This window comes from Pseudoalteromonas sp. UBA6610 (assembly GCF_002433295.1).
Classification (GTDB): domain Bacteria; phylum Pseudomonadota; class Gammaproteobacteria; order Enterobacterales; family Alteromonadaceae; genus Pseudoalteromonas; species Pseudoalteromonas atlantica.
Genome location: NZ_DJHW01000036.1, coordinates 1 through 18988, shown reverse-complemented (window position 1 = coordinate 18988; position 18988 = coordinate 1). Strand labels below are relative to the sequence as shown.

Genomic DNA, 18988 nt, shown 5'->3' with positions numbered 1-18988 from the left:
CCACCCAAATTCCTCATTTGGGTGAAAATACATTCCTTTTTAAATTACTCCTTAATAACACCGTTAAATATTTAATATTACGAGTATCGATTTTCCACTATTACCGCTCTACCTCATTTTTACATTCACACTGTTTTTATTATTGTCGTTTACTGCACTAGCAGATGAAACATTCACTATTTATGTAAAAAATCAAATTACTTATTTAGCAACGCCAAAGCAAAACTCACATCTACTGAGCTTGGCAATAAATTACAGTCACTAAATGTTTCAACAGTAATACTTATTGTAGATTATTGCGCAGCTCCAGAAGCGTTAGCTAATGCCTATTTAGCAATCGCAAATGCTTAAGCCTATGCTTAAGGATATTAAGTTAAATTTAAGTGGCAGTCATAAAAAGAGTAAGTGTAAAAACACATAACACGCTTTTTGATAGGGGGTAATGTGTATCTGTTCCTGTTTTATTGCTGCTAGACAACCCTTGCCTTGTACGTAATAATGTAAAAATTACATTAATTTTAACATGTAAAATGTTAACAAAGTGCCCCAAGGTTGATTAATGCCGCAAAGAAGTAAGTGGACACTCGCTGTTTTATTAGGGTTATTAGGCGGGTTAGTAAATCTCTCGCCATTGTATTTTTTCGACAGCTCCGAATTTTTGTTTGGGCAATTGTTTGTTTTATGCAGCTTAGTATTTACTGGGTTGCGTTACGCGTGCCTAAGCCTTGCCATTGTTTCTGGTTTTTTACTTTATAGGTGGGGCCATTGTTGGCCGAGTATTGTGTATTTACTCGAGCTTTGTTGGCTTTATGCTTTTTGCTTACGCCGCTCTAAACCTATTCTTCCTCTGGGTAGCGTATTTTGGCTATGTATTGGTTTACCCTTTGTATGGGTTATAGGCCAATTTGTTATTGGCTTGGCCTGGTTAACGCTAATAGTAGCGATATCAAAGTACTTAATTAACGCGCTAATAAGTTTGGCGGTGGTTGATTTAGTTAGTGTATTTGTACCTTACGCTAGCCGTGCGTATCAGGGGAGGCCACTGGCAAAAATTTTAAGCTATGTGGTTAGTGTCATTATTATTTTAGTGGTATTGCTAACCAGTGTAATTTTAGTAAACGATCATCATGCGCGCTTAGAGTATGAAGTAAACGCTCAACTAAAAGAAAAAGCCGAGTCTATTAGCACGCAATTAAATGATTATTTAGCATTTCATAAAAACGCCATTGTTATGAGTAGCGACGCAATAAGTGAGGGCACTGCAAGCGATGTGCAGCTCAAACGATTAATGTCGTTATTTCCAGGCTTTACCACCAGCTTATATGCAAACCCAGATGGCTTTGTAGAGCTTAGCTCGCCCAGCGATTTAATAGAGGGGCTTAGCCTTGCGCAGCGTAGTGTTAAAGACAGAGCATATTTTACTCAAGCTCAGCAGTTCCCTTTGGGCTATACCAGTGGCGTGTTTCAAGGTCGCGGCCTAGGTAACGAGGCTATTGTGGCGCTGTCGGCACCTATATACCGTAACAATACGTTTTATGGTGTGGTAGAGGGCTCGTTAAAGTTAGACCGCTTAGAGCGGTTTATACCTAACTTATTTGAGTACACGGGCGATTTAGTGGTGCTAGATGCGCAGCAAAAAGTGGTATTTAGCTCCCTTGATGAATTTAAAATACTGAGCCATTTTAACTGGGAGGGCTTTAATACCAGTAATTTAGGTGATAAAAACCTATTTCGTTCAAGCAAAAACGAGGTGTACCACAGCTCTAGGTACATTGATCCACAAAATCACTGGCAAGTTATTACCTTTTATAATCGTAAGCATTTAAGTATGTCGGTGGCAAAAGCTTGGCTACCCACTATTTTGTTAAGTGCGATATTGATGCTTATGGTGGTTATTTTTATACACCAACTTGCTAATTTATTAGTGCAGCCAATCACTAGCTTAACTACGCTAATGCAAAGCTTTGGTAAAACCAAAACACATAAGTTTAATACAGACTCAAGCTGGCATGAGGTATTGCAACTACAACAGCAATTTGAATTACTGGCTAATGCGCTTCAGCGTTCAATAGAAAACCTACAAGCCTCTAATATCAGAAACCAAGGGTTAAATACCCAGCTGAGCGAATTTAATCAGCAGCTAGAGGGCAAAGTAGCAGAGCAAACCACAGAGCTTAAAAAAGCGGTAAATAGGGCTAATTTAGCCAATGTTGCTAAGTCGCAATTTTTAGCCAATATGAGCCACGAGCTACGCACCCCTATGAACGGTATTTTAGGCATGGGTGAGGTTTTATTACGCGATAATTCATTAACCGATGAGCAGCGAGAGCTGTTAAATACGCAGCAAAAAAGCGCACAAAATTTACTGAAAATTTTAAACGATATTTTAGATTTTTCTAAAATAGAAGCTAACGCCATGGAAATTAGCCCTCGGGCGACTAACCTTGCGCCGTTTATTGCCAATATAAAGTCGTTGTTTTCTCCCATTGTAAGTTCTGATCACGTCGAGTTTATTGTTAGCCAAAGCGACAGGCTGCCAGATTGCGTAAAAGTAGACGACCTACGTTTAAACCAAGTCATTATTAACTTGCTCTCTAATGCGTATAAGTTTACTGAGCGTGGTTTTGTGCGCTTATCGTTTGATTACGAAAACGAGCAACTTTTAATAAGCGTAGCCGATAGCGGCATTGGTATTGAAAAAGATCAGCAGTCGTTGTTATTTAGTGAGTTTACGCAAGCAGATGTAGGTGTGGCACGTAAGTATGGTGGCACAGGCTTAGGTTTAGCAATTAGCCAAGGGTTAATTAAAAAAATGCAGGGTGAAATTACCCTCAACAGCGAACCAGGCAAAGGCAGCGTACTTAAATTTTACGTAAGTGCACCTAAAGCACAGTCCAACAAACCAGAGCCCGTTAAACAGCCGAAGTCGTTGCCTAATTTAAGCGATAAAACACTTTTACTGGTTGAAGATAACCCCATTAACCGCCAAGTAATTGCAAAAATGCTAGAGCCTACAAAGGTAAACTTAGTGATGGCAACCGATGGCATAGAAGCGCTAAAAGTACTTGAAGGTAATCGCTTTGATTTAATTTTAATGGATTGCCAAATGCCTAATATGGATGGCTACGAGTGCACCCAAACAATACGGGCTAATGAGGTAAACACAAAGGCACATGTGCCCATTGTTGCTATTACCGCAAACGCCTATGAAGATGATAAGCAGCGCTGTTTGAGTGTAGGCATGGATGACTTTGTATCTAAACCGGTAAATACACAAGGGTTGTACGAAGTAATCGCGAGGGTGATAAACGCCCATTAGTGCAGCGTTTATTACCACAACAAATTTTAAATAAAATCGAGGGTGAGCAACAAGCGTTGCTCGTTTGCAGCCACCGGTGGCGAGCGATGTACAAGCCCTGCGCCTTCGTTTTCATCCCAGTACTCGCCTTTAAGTAGCGCAACATCGCCTTGATTTAGCTGATTAATATTATTTAGGCTTTTAAATAAGCCAGACTCTTCATCGGGCTTACCCAAATTACCAGTTCCAAGCTTTGAGCGCTCTACATCGCTGTGATTTAACCACTGCGTTGCAACGCATTGGTAAGTTGTCACTAATCGGCACGGAATTTTGTCTACATGAAAACGCGGGCACATAGGTTTATCTAATATTTTTAGTCTTAAACCGGCGTGTTTTAAATCAAATAGGCAGCAAAACATTTCAACTAATAATGCTATATCTTTACACAGCGCATCAGTTTCATCGCGGTTATTATCATTTGGTTTAAGTGCAGTAATTAACTTATAAAACGCATCATCGGGTGATACCGCAAGCTCAAGTGGTTTTATGGCATTAGTGCTAATGAGTGCTTTAACGGCATTTGTTAATACTTGTTCAAGGTCTCTTTGCCAAACAACAATGTTGGTGTCTTCGTTATAAATTTGCGGTAGAACATTGGCATCGTTATCTATAGCTGCTTTTCGTTGTAGTTGTATATTTGGTTGTATTTGCGCTGTTAAAGGGGCTAAGGCGTTCATTATAGTTCCTCCCAAATTGGAAACGGGTCGTTATAGGTTTTCCAAAAATCTTTACCTTTAAGCACAGCTTCTTCTGGCAGTAGGCAGTCATCAAGCGCCTCAATCATGGCTTGTTTATTTAACGACTGACCAATAAATACAAGTTCTTGACGCATATCACCAAAGGGCTCTACCCATTTACTGTTTATATCAGCAAGTAGCTCGAGCTCTGTGGGCCAGTCTTTTTTAGGAATTGCTTTATAAAACATGCCAGCAAACCCGTAATGAGCTATACCGCCTGCTTGGCTCCACTGCGCGCAAAATAAAGGGCGCGTTGCGAGCCAAAAATACCCTTTAGAGCGAATGAGCTTGCCAAATTGCTCGGTGTTGTGCAAAAAGTGATAAAACTTTTCAGGGTTAAATGGGCGGCGCGCCGTATAATTAAAGCTGCTAATACCATACTCTTCGGTTTCGGGAATGTGTTCACCACGCATTTCTTTAAGCCAACCCGGCGCTTGTTGGGCGCGTGCAAAATTAAATAAGCCCGTGTTGAGCACTTCGTTAATATTAATATTGCCGTTTGATATAGGAATCATTTTAGCTTGAGTATTAAGCGTATTTAAAATGGCAATAAGCTTATTGAGCTGTTCATTGGTGACTAAATCAGTTTTGCTAATTAAAATAACGTCGGCAAATTCAACTTGATCAATAAGTAGGTCAGCCACGCTTCGCTCGTCGTCTTCTCCTAACGATTCGCCAGTATCTTGTAAATCGTTTGCTTGTTCGTAGTCGGTTAAAAAGTTAACCGCATCAACCACGGTTACCATGGTATCGAGGGTGGCAACATCACCAAGAGAAATACCGTTTTCGTCGGCAAAGGTAAATGTTTCGGCAACCGGTAGAGGCTCTGAAATACCTGTTGATTCAATGACGAGATAATCAAAACGGCCATCTTTGGCAAGTTTACCCACCTCAACAAGTAAATCTTCTCGTAGGGTGCAGCAAATACAGCCGTTGCTCATTTCGACGAGTTTTTCGTTGCTGTGATTGAGTGATACATCGTTTTTAATTGTGGCTGCATCTATGTTTATGTCGCTCATATCGTTGACTATAACAGCCACTTTTTTTCCTTGTCGGTTATTAAGAATATGGCTAAGTACGGTTGTTTTACCTGCGCCTAAAAAGCCTGATAACACTGTGACGGGCAGTTTATTGATCATTTAATTTTACTTACTAATAGGTATTTGTTGGTATGTTATATTGTATCAATTAAATTTTCTAGCACTAGCATGACTTTTTAAATGGTTTGTATGTAATGCTCAGCAGAAGAATAAGTAGACACTTTTGCAAATACAACAAAGCTATTTTGTGTTTTTTGCTATTTTTGAATTTATATAGCTGCGCTATTATGAGCGCCATCAAACTTAGGAGGCATTATGATGTTACTTTTCTCACCCATAGAACTTGCAGGTAAAACTTTAAAAAACCGTATTGTTATGCCACCAATGACTCGCTCGCGCTCAACGCAGCCTGGCGACATTGCCAATGATTTAATGGCCACTTATTACGCGCAGCGAGCAAGTGCTGGGTTAATAGTAAGCGAAGGCACACAAATAAGTGAGCTGGGTAAAGGCTATGCCTGGACACCAGGTATTTACACAAACGAGCAAGTCGCAGGTTGGCGCACGGTGACCAACAAAGTGCACGATGCTGGTGGCGTTATGTTTGCGCAGCTTTGGCATGTAGGGCGCGTAACACACAGCGATAACACAGGCGGTGTGCAGCCTATATCGGCATCGGCCATTGCTGCAAAAGACGTAAAAGTATTTGTAGATACTAACGGCGAGCCTGGCTTTGTTGAGACTCAGTTACCGCGTGAAATGAGCAAGCAAGATATTGAAAATGTACTAGGCGAATTTCGCCAAGCGGCTAAGAATGCAGTAGACGCAGGCTTTGACGGCATAGAGCTACACGCCGCTAACGGGTATTTAATTAACCAATTTTTAGACTCGCAATCAAATGCCCGTACTGATGAATATGGCGGCAGTGTGCAAAATCGTTTGCGTTTTTTAACAGAGGTTGTAAATGCAGTAAGCGATGAAATTGGTAGTCAAAAAGTAGGTGTAAGGCTTGCACCCCTTACCACGCTTAACGGCACGGTTGATGATAACCCAGAGCAAACATATTTAGCCGTTGCTCAAGCACTAAACGACGCTGGCGTGGGCTATATGCACATTGCTGAAGCCGACTGGGATGATGCCCCTTTAATGAGTGTTGAGTTTAAACAGGCTATTCGTAAAGCGTACAGCGGCGTATTAATTTATGCAGGTAAGTACACTAAAGAACGTGCCGATGAAGCCCTAGCACAGGGCTGGGCCGACATGATTGGCTTTGGTCGCCCGTTTGTGTCTAACCCAGATTTACCAGCACGTTTAAAGCAAGGTAAACCGCTAAATAGCCACAACCCCGACACCTTATTTGGTGGTGCAGAGCAAGGCTATACCGATTACCCAACCGCTTAATTATTTATAAATAAAGTATTTTAAGGGCTGCATGTATGCAGCCCTTTTTTATGCTGGTAAATCAATAGCTTTAACTTGAGCTAATACCAATTCGCAAAATAGATCACTTAATTAAGCGGATTGATATAACAATAAAAAGCGCGTAAGTTAAATAGCTTACCCATTTTAAAAACATAAAAATAAAAATGAAAACCAAAGAGATAGAGCAACTCGCGTTATCAGACTCTGAAACCAAAGACGTGATCACTCCGTATGCCTTTAAAATTGATCAAGCGTTATTAGGTATTCCATTAGCGAGTCCAATTAAACGTGCATTGGCGATGACTATTGATGTCACTTTAATATTTATGGCCGCTAAGTTAAGCGCCACTTTAATTGCCTTTGTGGCTGCCATGGCTTTTTATAAAGGCACTGCGCAGCAATATCTTCCAAAAATGTCGTCGTTTTGGCGCAGAGCCTTAAAGCTTTTTGCCGCGAGTTTTTTATTTGTAAGTTCATTAACCGTACTCTCGTTAGCAATTGATTTTTTTGAAGGCGATACCGTTATACAAACACCTCAAATAGAAAAAACACAGCAAAACGATGAGCTAAGCGAGCATGATAAAGCAATAATACGCACTTATTTAACACAAACAGACGGCGATAAAAACTGCGATGATGCTTGCCAAAGCGTTGCACGAGCTAATTTAGTTGGCCAATTACCAGCGCTTGCTGAAATGCAAAACGTAGGAGGGATTGAAGTTACGCGCACATTATTGCACTTAATGGCCATATCTGATGATGAGCCCGTTGCGGCAGATGATTTTAAAAATAATGAGACAGAGCTAGAAAGCATTTCGGGCGAAGTAACTCATAAAAGCAATATCACAGAAAAAGCTGAAACTAAAAGCGAGCAAACCAAACCTGTTACCAGCATTTTGCAGTGGGGTAAAGGCATTATTCAAGACCTAGGCCTTGGTTTTGGCTGGGCAGCCGTATACTTTACGTTGTTCTCATTATTATGGCGCGGACAAACCCCAGGTAAAAAAGTATGTAATATTCGGGTGGTCTCACTAAATGGCGAGCCACTAGGTATGCTTGATTGTTTTGGCAGATACGGTGGATACGGCGCCGGTTTTGCAACAGGTTTATTAGGCTTTTTACAAGTGTACTGGGACCCAAACAGGCAAGCTATTCAAGATAAAATATCAGCGACTGTGGTTATTCAGGGCAGTGTGAACCAGGTTGTAAATGCACAAACGGTAGAAGAGACTTTAAAAACTACTTAGAAAATAAGCAATTATAAAATATATAGCTTTAGATAAAAAAAGGGCTAAAATAAGGTCTTAATTTAGTTCTTTATAGGTGTTATATGAGACAGGTTTTAGCTGATTGTTCGGCAAGTATTTCAGAACTTAAAAAAAACCCAACCGCGCTTTTAAATGAAGCTGATGGCGCTGCAATAGCCATATTAAATCATAATAAGCCTGCAGCTTACTTGGTGCCTGCACAAATGTATGAGCAACTTATGGAACAATTGGATGATTATGAACTAACTAAAGTTGTTGAGAGCCGCAGAGGCGATTTATCTCAAGCGGTTGAAGTTAGTATAGATGACTTATAAGTTAAAGTTTTTACCAGCAGCCTTAAAAGAGTGGAAAAAACTTGCGCCACCACTTAAAAGCCCGTTTAAAAAGAAACTTGCTGAGCGCTTAGATAATCCGCATGTCCCAGCCTCTAAATTACGCGGCTTTGATAATGTTTATAAAATAAAATTGCGTACGGCAGGGTACCGCCTTGCTTACGAAGTTATTGATGACGAAGTTGTGGTGTATGTACTCGCAATTGGTAAACGCGATAAAGATGCAATATATAAAAAGTTAGCCTCAAGAGCTAAGGAATAGCTTATCAATAAAAGCGGTGTTTTGATTGTTGAAAGAAGGGCGGGCGTTTCTTCTTGGTTAGCTATTAATTTAATACAAGGATATGTATGAAAGTCTTATCAATAATATTTTTATATTTATTTTTTACAATAAATGTAAATGCCTCAGAGCCTATTACTTTAGCCAAAACTTATTAGCTACAATCTATCAGTGAGGTTTACATATAAATCAGCGATACTTTGAAGGTGAAACGCATGGTCCAGTGGCTGATGTTATAGGCTTATGGACTTTTTAGAACAGTAGTACCCGTATAGCTTGTCTAAATATTTAATGGTTTGAATATACAATTTATTGACATATTCGTAAGGACGATTAATATCAGTATCGTAGTAGATCTGAATTAAAAGCTACACGACAGCCAACCTGTCAAATTATGTTACTTATAAGGAGCGCCGTTATGAGCTGGTTCAATTTCTTTAGTTTGTCTCCTAAAATAGATAGACAGTTAAAAGAACTCTCAACTGAGTTGAGTGATCATCAAATCAAAGAAGTAAAAAAACTATTTGCTCAACACGCTAAAAGTGAAATTGATGTATATATGCCTAGAAATGACACGTTTAGAGTGGATATGAAGTCTTTAAGAGAAAGTCCTGTAGTAAAAGAGCAATTACAAGCCGCTAGCAGGTTGATTCATCCAACCTCTTAAAATTTAAAATAAAGTGCCTATATTTAATAAGGCACTTTTTAGTTGCACCATATGATAAAACCTACAATATTACTATTACTTGTTTTTGGAGTCTCAGGCTATAGTCTGCTGAATTACTACCACAAAACACACTTTCCTCTTCACAGAAGTAATGGTTATCATACATTTTTTAAGTCTACTTCCGTAGGCTTGTTTGCATTCCTTATCAGTGCATTTATTTTCTTGCTCATCAGTGAAGTAGCAACTTTATGCGATATTAATGTCGACTTAGGGCATTGGTTTTTAACGGAAGTTTTGTTATTTTCCCATGTGGAAAAACATTGGGTTGCTATTGTTGATATCAGTACAATAACTTTTTTCATGTCGATCGTAATACCATGGTTGATATACAAGCTATTTGATAGGGAGCAACTCCTAGAGGATGAGTTCTTAAAAGATGCAGATAGCCCTGAGTTTTCTCGATTATTCCACCGTTCAAATAAAACTGGACTCCCAATTTTATTTACAATGTCTGATAGAAAAGTTTATATAGGTTATATCTATGAGATACAGGCGAAAATACAATCTAATGATATATATATTCTTCCTGTAATAGCTGGCTATCGTGACAAGGATACTTTAAAGTTTATTGAAGTCACACCTTATGAAAGTGTAATTAAAAAGATAGAGAAAGAAAAAGAACTTGAGCTACTGGATAATTTAAACTCTTTAGCTTTAGATGAGGTTTCCAGAGATAAATTATTAGAATATAGCTCCGTATTGTATGAAGCATGGGATAAGTTTTTAGTTGCGTTACCATTAAGAGAGATTACATACGCACATTTGCACGATTTGAGTCATGAGCAAAACTTTAAACAGGGTGAGGAAGCTCTTAGAGAATCAGCGAAAACACATTAATTCAATATCTCTCTATGCACGGCCGGAGCTAATATTAAAGGTGCATTAAAACTTATATTTATACTGAGTGCAGGTTAGAATTATAAATTCGAATAGCTAAGGATACTCAGCCCTTAGCTACAGACTATCGTAATCAGTTTAACTTTTACTTTCTAAACCTAACCCCAAATCCACCAACTCCCAGCAACAACACAAATCCCCATACAAACACATTGCCGTATTGGCTGTACACGCTGTCGCCTTGTATAAGCTTTATATCGGCTTTCATGGTTGCAGCTTCAAACTGTGGCATGGTTTGTTGAGTGTGGCTTATTGGGTCGTATACGGCGCTTACGCCATTGTTGGTAACACGTACCAGCGGGCGTTGTAACTCTAATGCGCGCATGCGGGCTATTTGCATGTGTTGTAATGGCCCAATAGAGTCGCCAAACCACGCGTCGTTACTTACCGTAAATAGCAGGTCTGAGTCGCTTTTGTAGTTACCGCGTACTAAATCGGCAAATACTATTTCGTAGCAAATGGCAGGTAGCAGGTTAAAGCCATTGGCGCGTAGGTGGTTTTGCACTCTATCGCCACGGGTAAACGATGACATAGGTAAATCAAACAATGGCGCTATAGGGCGCAATATATCCTGAAATGGTACAAATTCGCCGATAGGTAACAACTGGTGCTTACGGTAGCGATTTTTGTCTAGGTAGCGGTAATGGCCGTGCTCGTCGTTGTGCTCTTTATTACCTACCACAATAAGGGTGTTGTAAATGGTTTTGGTGTCGAGCTGGTAGTCAACAATACCGGTAACTAATGCGGTTTTATTAAACGAGGCCGCGCTGTCTAAATTGGCTAAATACGTGTCGGCAAGGGCTTCTATTTCGGGCACTGCGGCTTCGGGCCATACCACTAGGTCGGCATCCCAATGTGGGCGTGTTAAGTCTTGGTACTTGCTCATGGTGGTCCAAAACTCACTGGGTTCAAAGCGCAGGTGCTGTTTAATATTACCTTGTACCAATAAGGTCGACATTTCTTTGCCAGAGTAGTGATTATTACCGGTATTTAATGCGCCAATAACAAGTAACGCTAAAGCGGCTGCGCTTATTAATGGGGTTTTAAAATCTTTTTGGGTGAGCCTGTAAAGGGCAAAACCAATGCCAACACAGGTAAGCGTTAAGCCAAATTCGCCAATATAAGGGGCAAGCAGCCTAAGCGGGCCATCTGTTTGTGTATAGCCAAAACTTAGCCACGGAAAGCCGGTCAGTAAGTGTCCACGTAAGTATTCACTAATGGCTATGGTGGCAATTAGAAGTGCGCCCATGCTTTTAGGGCCACTTGCAAAGCGAGTTGCAGCCCAAAACGCCAGCGCCGGAAACAGGGCTAAATATGAACACAGTAAAGCCATTAACGAGAGCGATGCTATAAGCGGCATGCCGCCAAAGGTGGCAATAGATACATGCACCCAGCTAATACCCGCGCCAAACCAGCCTAAGCCAAATATAAAGCCATATTTAGCGGCGCTTTTTGCGTGCGCTTTGCCTGTGTTGTTTGGATTAATACAAAAAATAATGGCGGCAATGCTAAAAAATGCGATGGGCCAAATTTGGTAAGGGGCGTAGCCAAAAGTTAAAATAAGGCCCGCAACCAGTGCGAGCCATGCTTTTTTATCTTTTACTAACAGGGTGAGTTTAGTTAGTAGTTTCTTCACTGTCGTTTTCATCAACCTTAGGAACGGTGACTTGCAGTTGTAAAATACGACGGTTATCAGAATTAGTTACTTTAAACTGATAGTCGTCTATTTCAATTGTTTCGCCGCGACTTGGCATATGGCCAAATGCGTGTAGTACCGTGCCGCCAATGGTGTCGGCTTCATCGGTGCTGTAACCTGTTTTAAAGTACTCGTTAAAGTCATCTACAGGGGTGAGCGCTTGTACTACGTATACATGCTTAGCAAGTTGGCGAATATCTTGTTGATCTTCTTCTTCGTCGTGTTCATCTTCGATTTCGCCGACAATTATTTCAAGAATATCTTCAATGGTTACAAGTCCCGATACACCGCCGTATTCGTCAATGACAATAGCCATGTGATAGCGTTGCTGACGAAATTCATTTAGTAGGGTGTCTACGCGCTTGCTTTCTGGCACTACCATGGCTGGGCGTAAATATTCGCGCAGTGAGGGTAGGTGCTCATCTTTATTTAAAATAAGCGGCAGCAAGTCTTTTGCGAGCAAAATACCTTCAACGTGGTCTTTGTCTTCACACACCACCGGAAAACGCGAGTGGGTGGAGTCGACCATCATGGGGATCAAATCTTCAAGGGGGCTGTCGACCTCAAGTGTGACCATTTGTGAGCGCGGGATCATTATATCGCGCACTTTAAGCTTGGATACACCAAGCACACCTTCAATCATTTCTTTGGTTTCTGGGTCGATTACGTCACGCTCTTGCGCGTCGGCAATTACTTCAACCAGCTCTTCTCTATTCTGGGGTTCCCCTTGCAACATTTGGGCTATGCGGCCCATCCACGTTTTGCCAGAAGAACCCTGGCTAGATTGCGAGTTATCGTCGCTCATTGCGTCTAAATGCTCCGTTAATTTAAATTTCGTCCCGGTATGGGTCAGCTATGTTTAGCTCTGCAAGTAATTGCTTTTCTATGCTTTCCATCTCAAAAGCGTCTTCACTCTTTATATGGTCAAATCCAAGTAAATGCAAGCATCCATGAATAACCATATGGGCAAAGTGGTCATGAAATGACTTTTCTTGCTCGATTGCCTCGGCCAATACAATGGCTGGGCAAATTATTAAATCACCTACTAATGGCAAATCAATGCCTGGCGGTGCTTCAAATTCGAACGACAACACGTTGGTTGGTTTATTTTTACCACGGTAGTCGTTGTTTAATTGTTGTGATTGGGCTTCATCGCTTATAACGATACTCAGCTCAGACTCATCACGAAACTTGCTCAGGGCTTTATCGGCCCACAGTGCAAATTGTTCTTCGCTTGGGAGGTTGTCAAACTCACACGCTATTTGTAAATCTAATTCGGTGCTCACGGTATTACTCTTTAGTTGAAGGCGGCTGTTGAGCGGCAAGTTGCTCTTTGGCTTTTTGTTTTTCTATACGCTTTAGTCGCTCGCTTTCGTCATTGCGCTCGTAGGCTTCGACAATACGGCCAACTACTGGGTGGCGAACAATGTCGTGCGATTGGAAAAAGTTAAAGCTAATTTCTTCAACATCGCTAAGTACTTCTATTGCATGGCGAAGGCCTGAGCGCGCACCGCGTGGTAAATCAACTTGTGTTATATCGCCCGTTATTACTGCTTTAGAGTTAAAGCCTATACGGGTTAAAAACATTTTCATTTGCTCGGCGGTGGTATTTTGGCTTTCATCTAAAATAATAAACGCATCATTTAGTGTACGGCCACGCATGTAAGCAAGTGGGGCAATTTCAATAATGTGTTTTTCAATAAGTTTTTCTACTTTTTCAAAGCCAAGCATTTCAAATAGCGCATCGTAAAGAGGGCGCAGGTATGGGTCTACCTTTTGGCTTAAATCGCCTGGTAAAAAGCCCAGTTTTTCACCGGCTTCTACCGCTGGGCGGGTAAGTAATATACGACGTATTTCTTGGCGCTCTAGGGCATCTACTGCGGCTGCAACTGCAAGGTAGGTTTTACCTGTACCGGCAGGGCCAATACCAAAGGTAATGTCGTGATGCAAAATATTAGCAACATACAAACCTTGGTTGTCGTTACGCGGTTTAATTACGCCACGGCGGGTTTTAATAAACATTTCTTTGCCGTACGCACTTTGCGGCACTTCTTGTTCTAGGGCTTTTGATTCGGTAATGGCTAAATGTACGTTGTCGGGCTCTATTTCACCAATTTCGCCACGAACAGGTTGAGTATCAACATAAAGGTTTTTTAAAATGTCTACGGCCGCGGCACTTGAGTGCAGTTTACCTGTTACTTTAAAAAAGTTGTCGCGGTGGATTATTTCAACACCTAGGCGGCGTTCAATTTGTTTGATGTTTTCGTCAAACGGGCCACATAAAGAAGAAAGGCGTTTGTTGTCGGCAGGTTCTAAATAAATCTCTAATGTTTTTAACTGATTACTCAAAATTACTTCCTATTCGGGTGCGCCAATAAGGGTTACTGGCGCAATGAATTTATACAACTATGGTACGAAAGTAGCTACGCCAATTTCGTTGGTTGTATCGATTTTTGGCTCAACGCTTGCAGCTTTTGTTAAAATAGCTGAAGGAGCAATATCACGACGTAAGTTCATTTCTGATTCTGTACGAATTAAATCGCCACGTAAAGAGTTTGGTAACGCTTCGGTAATACGTACATCAACAAACTGGCCGATCACTGTGTGTGGGCCAACAAAGTTAACTACACGGTTGTTTTCGGTGCGGCCACGTAATTCCATTGGGTTCTTTTTAGAAGGCCCCTCAACTAAAATACGTTGCTCTGTATCAAACATTTGGCGGCTAATTTGTTGTGCCATTTGCGTAATACGGTTTTGTAGTAGGTATAAGCGTTCTTTTTTCTCTTGCTCTGATACGTCATCAGGTAAGTCGGCGGCAGGCGTACCTGGACGCGCACTGTAAATAAAGCTAAAGCTCATATCAAAGCCAATGTCGTTAATTAGGTTCATTGTGGCTTCAAAGTCAGTTTTGCTTTCACCTGGGAAACCAATAATGAAGTCTGACGACATGCTTAAGTTAGGGCGAATTTTACGCAGCTGACGTATTGTTGATTTGTACTCAAGCGCTGTATGGCCGCGTTTCATTAAATTAAGAATACGGTCTGAACCACTTTGCACAGGTAGGTGTAAGTGATCAACAAGCTCTGGTACATCAGCGTACGCATCAATAATATCTGGCGTAAACTCTACCGGGTGCGAGGTGGTGTAACGAATACGGTCAATGCCATCAATCGCTGCTACATAACGGATTAAATCTGAGAAGTAACAAATTTCGCCATCGTGTGTTTCACCGCGGTATGCGTTTACGTTTTGACCAAGCAAGTTTACTTCACGTACGCCTTGCTCAGCAAGTTGCGCAACTTCTAATAATACGTCATCTAATGGGCGGCTAACTTCTTCACCACGGGTGTAAGGTACAACACAAAAAGTACAGTACTTAGAACAACCTTCCATTATTGATACAAATGCAGACGGGCCTTCTGCTTTTGGCTCTGGTAAACGGTCAAACTTTTCAATTTCTGGGAACGAAATATCAACCACCGATGAGCCTTTGTCGCCTTGCACTTGTTTAATCATTTCTGGTAAACGGTGCAATGTTTGTGGGCCAAAAATAACATCAACAAACGGTGCGCGCTGGCGAATAGAGTCACCTTCTTGTGAGGCAACACAACCACCTACACCAATAATTAAATCTGGCTTGTCGTCTTTTAATAACTTCCAGCGACCTAATTGGTGAAATACTTTTTCTTGGGCTTTTTCACGAATTGAACAGGTGTTAAGTAAAATAACGTCGGCGTCTGCTGCTTCTTCCGTTAGCTGGTAGCCGTTGGTTGCATCTAAAAGATCAGCCATCTTCTGAGAGTCGTACTCGTTCATCTGACAACCCCAAGTTTTGATATGCAGCTTTTTGCTCATTGAAATATAGCCTCGTGTTCAATTCGGTAGTGGCACAAAAATGTGCTTAAAACGGGATTAAGGAGCAAGGTTGCTCACTTAAAGGACGCGTATTTTAGCTGGATACCCGCCCAGATCCAAGTATAGTTTTCATGTTTGTGATCTCAAATCAATACACAGGCAGTTTAATAGCGTGATAGTTATATACTCTCGCACTAATGCGGCGAGTTACGGTACAATCAAAACAGTTTCACGTATTAACCAAATGATGAAAAACATGACTCAAAATAAAGTGATTGTTGTAGGCGCTGGGATGGTCGGTGCGGCCATGGCCATAAAGCTTGCACAGCAAGGAAAATCAGTACAAATAATAGAAAAAAAACTGATTAACGCCGACGCCATTTTAGCAAGTGATCAGGTAGATATACGGGTATCGGCTATTAACCGTTTTTCAGAAAACCTGCTGGACGAGCTAGGGGCTATGCCTATTTTAAGGCAAAATCGATTAGCACCTTACACGCAGTTAGAAGCATTTGAGCGCGGTGGCGACAACCTATTATTTGATTGCGCCGATATTAATACTTCGCACTTAGGTCATTTAATTGAAAACAATTTAATACAAGCAAGCCTTTGGCAGCAGTTTGCACATTATAATATTAAGGTTATTGAACAATCAGCACCTTTAAGTGCTATTGAGCAAGATATAACGTCAATCACCCTTATTTATGGCGATACCCGTTACACTGCTGATTTAGTTATTGCAGCCGATGGCGGGCAATCGCAGCTACGTGCAAAGGCAAATATTGGTGTAACAGGGTGGCAGTATCAGCAGCACTGCATGGGCGTACTAATAAAGCTAGATGCGCCGCAGCAAGTAAAAACATGGCAACAATTTACCCCTACAGGCCCGTTAGCCTTTTTACCTATGCAGGCGCCATACGCTAATTTAATTTGGTACGACAGCGCCAATACCTTACAAAACTTTAAAGGGTTAACGGCTGAGCAAATTAAAGCGCATGTTTTAAATAAGTTTCCGCTTCTTGCAGGGGATTTTGAGGTACAAAGCCATGCGGTATTTCCGCTTACCCGTCAGCATGCAAATAATTACTCTAATGGGCGTTTGGTGTTAGTGGGCGATGCGGCTCATACAATTAACCCACTGGCTGGGCAGGGCGTTAATTTAGGCTTTCAAGATGTGGTAGCACTCGCACAGGCGCTTGAGGACGCTGATGATATTGGTTGCCCGCTAAAACTAAAAGAATACGAGCGAAGCCGCCGTAAAGCCAACCTATTAATGATGAGCATGATGGATGCGTGTTACTTTGGTTTTTCTAATCAAATTACGCCACTAAAATGGGCACGCAGCCAGTTTTTAAAAATGGCTAACAATACCGGTCCTTTAAAAAACTGGGTATTAAAATACGCCATTAGTGGGGAGCTTAATTAAATTTACTTAAGTGATTGGCTAAATTAATAAATGCACAGCCAGTCACTCCCTTTCTTATGCCACTTGGGCACCTGCATAGTTGTCACTATTAATTTATTCCGTTATTGCGTTTTTTTGCCATACTCAAACTACTAACCAATTAAAAGTTGTGTGTTTGTGGATAATTTTTTTATTTTTATACTCATTGTTGGCGCTTTGCTACTAACGCTGAGCATTGTGCCAACAATAAAAATTTGTAAAAAAACTAACCGTGTTTCGTGGATTTTGCTACTGGCGCTTATTTTTAGCTTTATAGTGGGTTATTGGTATGTACTTTATTATTTTGTAAATAACGATATTGCCGGATTTATTGCTATGAGCGTATCGCTAATTTTATTTGGCGGGGGCGCTTTTGTTTATTTAGTTATTCAGCTTAGTTATAAAAGTATTTTAAAAATAGACCGCTTTGCAAAACGTCAACGAACCCTTGCCGAAAACGACAGCTTAACCGGCCTCCCTAATCGAAAAAAGTTTTTTCAGGTGCTTAACAAACAAGTTAAGTACGAGCCTTCGTTTTATTTAATGCTTATAGATTTAAACCGCTTTAAATCGATTAATGACTCATACGGCAATAAAGTAGGGGATATGCTGTTAAGCATTTTTTCAAAAACTCTCAGCCATAATATTGTGGGAATAGCCAAGCTGTACCGTTTAGGCGGCGATGAATTTGCACTTATTGTTGATAACTCAGCCAATGAGGCAATTAATTTATGTATTGAAGCCATAAAAAAATCAACCAAACACCCATTTCATATTTACGAGCATAGTTTACGTGTACACGTGACTGTGGGAATAACAACCTTTGCGAATCACTCGTCGCACGCTAATGAGCTATTAAAGCAAGCAGACTTAGCACTGCATGAGGCTAAAGACACACAGCAATTGTATGTACATTACTTTGAGGCGCTGAGCACCCGAGCAAATGAGCTTTCAAATATGACCTCACGTATTAAGCACGCCATTAAAAACCACGAATTTGAGCTTTATTTACAGCCTATTTTTGATGCCAGAGCCGATGAAGTACATGGTGCAGAGGCATTAATACGCTGGCCGCAAAGTGATGGCTCATTTATTAGCCCAGAGGTGTTTATTGGCATTGCTGAGCAAAGTGGGTTGATATTAAATATTTCTAAATGGGTGCTACTAGAAACAATAAAGCACTTAAAGGAGTTAAAAGCAGCTGGGTTTATAGGTTCGTTGCATGTAAACCTTTCTACTAAAGATTTAGAAAGCCCGGAGTTTTATGAGTTTGTTGAAGAACTAGTAAAGCATGACCCAACGCTAAGCGACGCAATTATTTTTGAAATAACCGAATGCGCCATGATGACAAACCTAGAAGCCGCCCGCACGATGATGCAAAAACTAAATAGCAGAGGGTTTGAATTTAGTGTAGATGATTTTGGTACGGGTTTTTCTTCTTTGGTATTACTGCGAGAATTACCAATAAGCCAAATAAAAATAGATCAGTCATTTATAAAAGACATGCTGACTCAAATAGCAGATTACGCGATTGTTGAATCGACATTGTTTTTAGCGACGCGACTTAATTGTAAAGTGGTGGCAGAGGGAATAGAAGATAACGATCTTAAACAAACATTAACGCTAATGGATTGTGATTATTTGCAAGGGTATTATTTTAGCAAGCCAGTAAACATTAATGAGTTTATACACAAATATGCTAATGAGGAAGAGTACAGGATAATATAGAAATTGGCTGGGATACCAGGATTTGAACCTGGGAATGCCAGGATCAAAACCTGGTGCCTTACCGCTTGGCGATATCCCAACGCTAAATTTGGAATAGTTTTAGTTCTAGATAAGAACATGGTGCGGAAGGAGAGACTTGAACTCTCACATCCTAAGATACTGGAACCTAAATCCAGCGCGTCTACCAATTCCGCCACTCCCGCA

The 18988-nt window shown here is 40.8% G+C and carries 16 protein-coding genes and 2 tRNA genes; 9 read left to right on the top strand and 9 right to left on the bottom strand.

Features of this window, described 5'->3' with window-relative positions:
* Positions 1-559: 559 nt before the first annotated feature.
* Positions 560-3319, top strand: coding sequence for a response regulator (locus B4F91_RS05100; protein ID WP_286938180.1), 2760 nt, complete (start codon positions 560-562; stop codon positions 3317-3319).
* Positions 3320-3345: 26 nt separating this feature from the next.
* On the opposite strand, the gene B4F91_RS05095 is transcribed toward B4F91_RS05100, so the two are convergent.
* Both B4F91_RS05095 and zigA read right to left on the bottom strand, forming a co-directional pair.
* Complete coding sequence (locus B4F91_RS05095) at positions 3346-4035, bottom strand: DUF1826 domain-containing protein (RefSeq protein WP_286938179.1); 690 nt, start codon at positions 4033-4035, stop codon at positions 3346-3348.
* Positions 4035-5234, bottom strand: a complete 1200-nt coding sequence (gene zigA / locus B4F91_RS05090; RefSeq protein WP_286938178.1) for a zinc metallochaperone GTPase ZigA — start codon at positions 5232-5234, stop codon at positions 4035-4037. The genes B4F91_RS05095 and zigA overlap by 1 nt, the downstream gene beginning before the upstream one ends.
* A 216-nt stretch (positions 5235-5450) precedes the next feature.
* Here zigA and B4F91_RS05085 point away from each other — a divergent pair, with 216 nt between their 5' ends.
* From B4F91_RS05085 to B4F91_RS05060, 6 genes are all read left to right on the top strand, one after another.
* Positions 5451-6536 carry an alkene reductase gene (locus B4F91_RS05085; RefSeq protein WP_286938175.1) on the top strand — a complete coding sequence of 362 codons (1086 nt, stop codon included), beginning with the start codon at positions 5451-5453 and terminating at the stop codon, positions 6534-6536.
* A gap of 185 nt (positions 6537-6721) precedes the next feature.
* Entirely contained in the window at positions 6722-7804 is a 1083-nt protein-coding gene (locus tag B4F91_RS05080) for an RDD family protein (RefSeq protein ID WP_286938172.1), read from the top strand.
* 83 nt (positions 7805-7887) lie between these two features.
* Positions 7888-8139, top strand: coding sequence for a type II toxin-antitoxin system Phd/YefM family antitoxin (locus B4F91_RS05075; RefSeq protein ID WP_004586953.1), 252 nt, complete (start codon positions 7888-7890; stop codon positions 8137-8139).
* Positions 8129-8419, top strand: a complete 291-nt coding sequence (locus B4F91_RS05070) for a type II toxin-antitoxin system RelE family toxin (protein ID WP_286938170.1) — start codon at positions 8129-8131, stop codon at positions 8417-8419. Before B4F91_RS05075 ends, B4F91_RS05070 begins: the two co-directional genes overlap by 11 nt.
* A 436-nt stretch (positions 8420-8855) precedes the next feature.
* Positions 8856-9104 carry a hypothetical protein gene (locus B4F91_RS05065; protein ID WP_286938168.1) on the top strand — a complete coding sequence of 83 codons (249 nt, stop codon included), beginning with the start codon at positions 8856-8858 and terminating at the stop codon, positions 9102-9104.
* Positions 9105-9155: 51 nt separating this feature from the next.
* Positions 9156-10001: a hypothetical protein gene (locus B4F91_RS05060; RefSeq protein WP_286938166.1), complete on the top strand. Its 846-nt coding sequence runs from the start codon at positions 9156-9158 to the stop codon at positions 9999-10001.
* Between the two features lie 145 nt (positions 10002-10146).
* Here the strand turns inward: B4F91_RS05060 and lnt are convergent, their stop codons facing one another.
* Genes lnt through miaB form a run of 5 tightly spaced genes read right to left on the bottom strand, consistent with a single transcriptional unit; the run spans position 10147 to position 15612 of the window.
* The gene (gene lnt, locus B4F91_RS05055; RefSeq protein WP_286938162.1) at positions 10147-11697 is read right to left on the bottom strand and encodes an apolipoprotein N-acyltransferase; all 1551 of its coding nucleotides are present in this window, start codon (positions 11695-11697) and stop codon (positions 10147-10149) included.
* Positions 11678-12562, bottom strand: a complete 885-nt coding sequence (gene corC, locus B4F91_RS05050; protein WP_004589463.1) for a CNNM family magnesium/cobalt transport protein CorC — start codon at positions 12560-12562, stop codon at positions 11678-11680. The genes lnt and corC overlap by 20 nt, the downstream gene beginning before the upstream one ends.
* A gap of 22 nt (positions 12563-12584) precedes the next feature.
* On the bottom strand, positions 12585-13043 hold the full coding sequence (gene ybeY / locus B4F91_RS05045) for an rRNA maturation RNase YbeY (RefSeq protein ID WP_024033864.1): 459 nt from the start codon (positions 13041-13043) through the stop codon (positions 12585-12587).
* Positions 13044-13047: 4 nt separating this feature from the next.
* On the bottom strand, positions 13048-14106 hold the full coding sequence (locus B4F91_RS05040; protein ID WP_004589461.1) for a PhoH family protein: 1059 nt from the start codon (positions 14104-14106) through the stop codon (positions 13048-13050).
* A gap of 57 nt (positions 14107-14163) precedes the next feature.
* Positions 14164-15612, bottom strand: a complete 1449-nt coding sequence (gene miaB, locus B4F91_RS05035) for a tRNA (N6-isopentenyl adenosine(37)-C2)-methylthiotransferase MiaB (RefSeq protein ID WP_286938159.1) — start codon at positions 15610-15612, stop codon at positions 14164-14166.
* A gap of 256 nt (positions 15613-15868) precedes the next feature.
* Between miaB and B4F91_RS05030 the strand changes: the two genes are divergently transcribed.
* Positions 15869-17038 (top strand): FAD-dependent monooxygenase, encoded by a 1170-nt coding sequence (locus B4F91_RS05030; protein WP_286938157.1) that lies wholly within the window; start codon positions 15869-15871, stop codon positions 17036-17038.
* A gap of 156 nt (positions 17039-17194) precedes the next feature.
* A complete protein-coding gene (locus tag B4F91_RS05025; RefSeq protein ID WP_054983450.1) occupies positions 17195-18784 on the top strand; it encodes a putative bifunctional diguanylate cyclase/phosphodiesterase in 1590 nt (529 codons plus the stop codon).
* Between the two features lie 4 nt (positions 18785-18788).
* Here the strand turns inward: B4F91_RS05025 and B4F91_RS05020 are convergent.
* Positions 18789-18863: transfer RNA gene (locus tag B4F91_RS05020), tRNA-Gln, on the bottom strand.
* A 39-nt stretch (positions 18864-18902) separates the two neighbouring features.
* A tRNA-Leu gene (locus B4F91_RS05015) sits at positions 18903-18987 on the bottom strand.
* Between the last annotated feature and the right edge of the window lies 1 nt (position 18988).

What these genes read in the sequence shown, in the direction of transcription:
- B4F91_RS05100 (WP_286938180.1), top strand. Translation starts at nt 560, where the DNA reads ATGCCGCAAAGAAGTAAGTGGACACTCGCTGTTTTATTAGGGTTATTA.
- B4F91_RS05095 (WP_286938179.1), bottom strand. Translation starts at nt 4,035, where the DNA reads ATGAACGCCTTAGCCCCTTTAACAGCGCAAATACAACCAAATATACAA.
- zigA (WP_286938178.1), bottom strand. Translation starts at nt 5,234, where the DNA reads ATGATCAATAAACTGCCCGTCACAGTGTTATCAGGCTTTTTAGGCGCA.
- B4F91_RS05085 (WP_286938175.1), top strand. Translation starts at nt 5,451, where the DNA reads ATGATGTTACTTTTCTCACCCATAGAACTTGCAGGTAAAACTTTAAAA.
- B4F91_RS05080 (WP_286938172.1), top strand. Translation starts at nt 6,722, where the DNA reads ATGAAAACCAAAGAGATAGAGCAACTCGCGTTATCAGACTCTGAAACC.
- B4F91_RS05075 (WP_004586953.1), top strand. Translation starts at nt 7,888, where the DNA reads ATGAGACAGGTTTTAGCTGATTGTTCGGCAAGTATTTCAGAACTTAAA.
- B4F91_RS05070 (WP_286938170.1), top strand. Translation starts at nt 8,129, where the DNA reads ATGACTTATAAGTTAAAGTTTTTACCAGCAGCCTTAAAAGAGTGGAAA.
- B4F91_RS05065 (WP_286938168.1), top strand. Translation starts at nt 8,856, where the DNA reads ATGAGCTGGTTCAATTTCTTTAGTTTGTCTCCTAAAATAGATAGACAG.
- B4F91_RS05060 (WP_286938166.1), top strand. Translation starts at nt 9,156, where the DNA reads ATGATAAAACCTACAATATTACTATTACTTGTTTTTGGAGTCTCAGGC.
- corC (WP_004589463.1), bottom strand. Translation starts at nt 12,562, where the DNA reads ATGAGCGACGATAACTCGCAATCTAGCCAGGGTTCTTCTGGCAAAACG.
- miaB (WP_286938159.1), bottom strand. Translation starts at nt 15,612, where the DNA reads ATGAGCAAAAAGCTGCATATCAAAACTTGGGGTTGTCAGATGAACGAG.
- B4F91_RS05030 (WP_286938157.1), top strand. Translation starts at nt 15,869, where the DNA reads ATGACTCAAAATAAAGTGATTGTTGTAGGCGCTGGGATGGTCGGTGCG.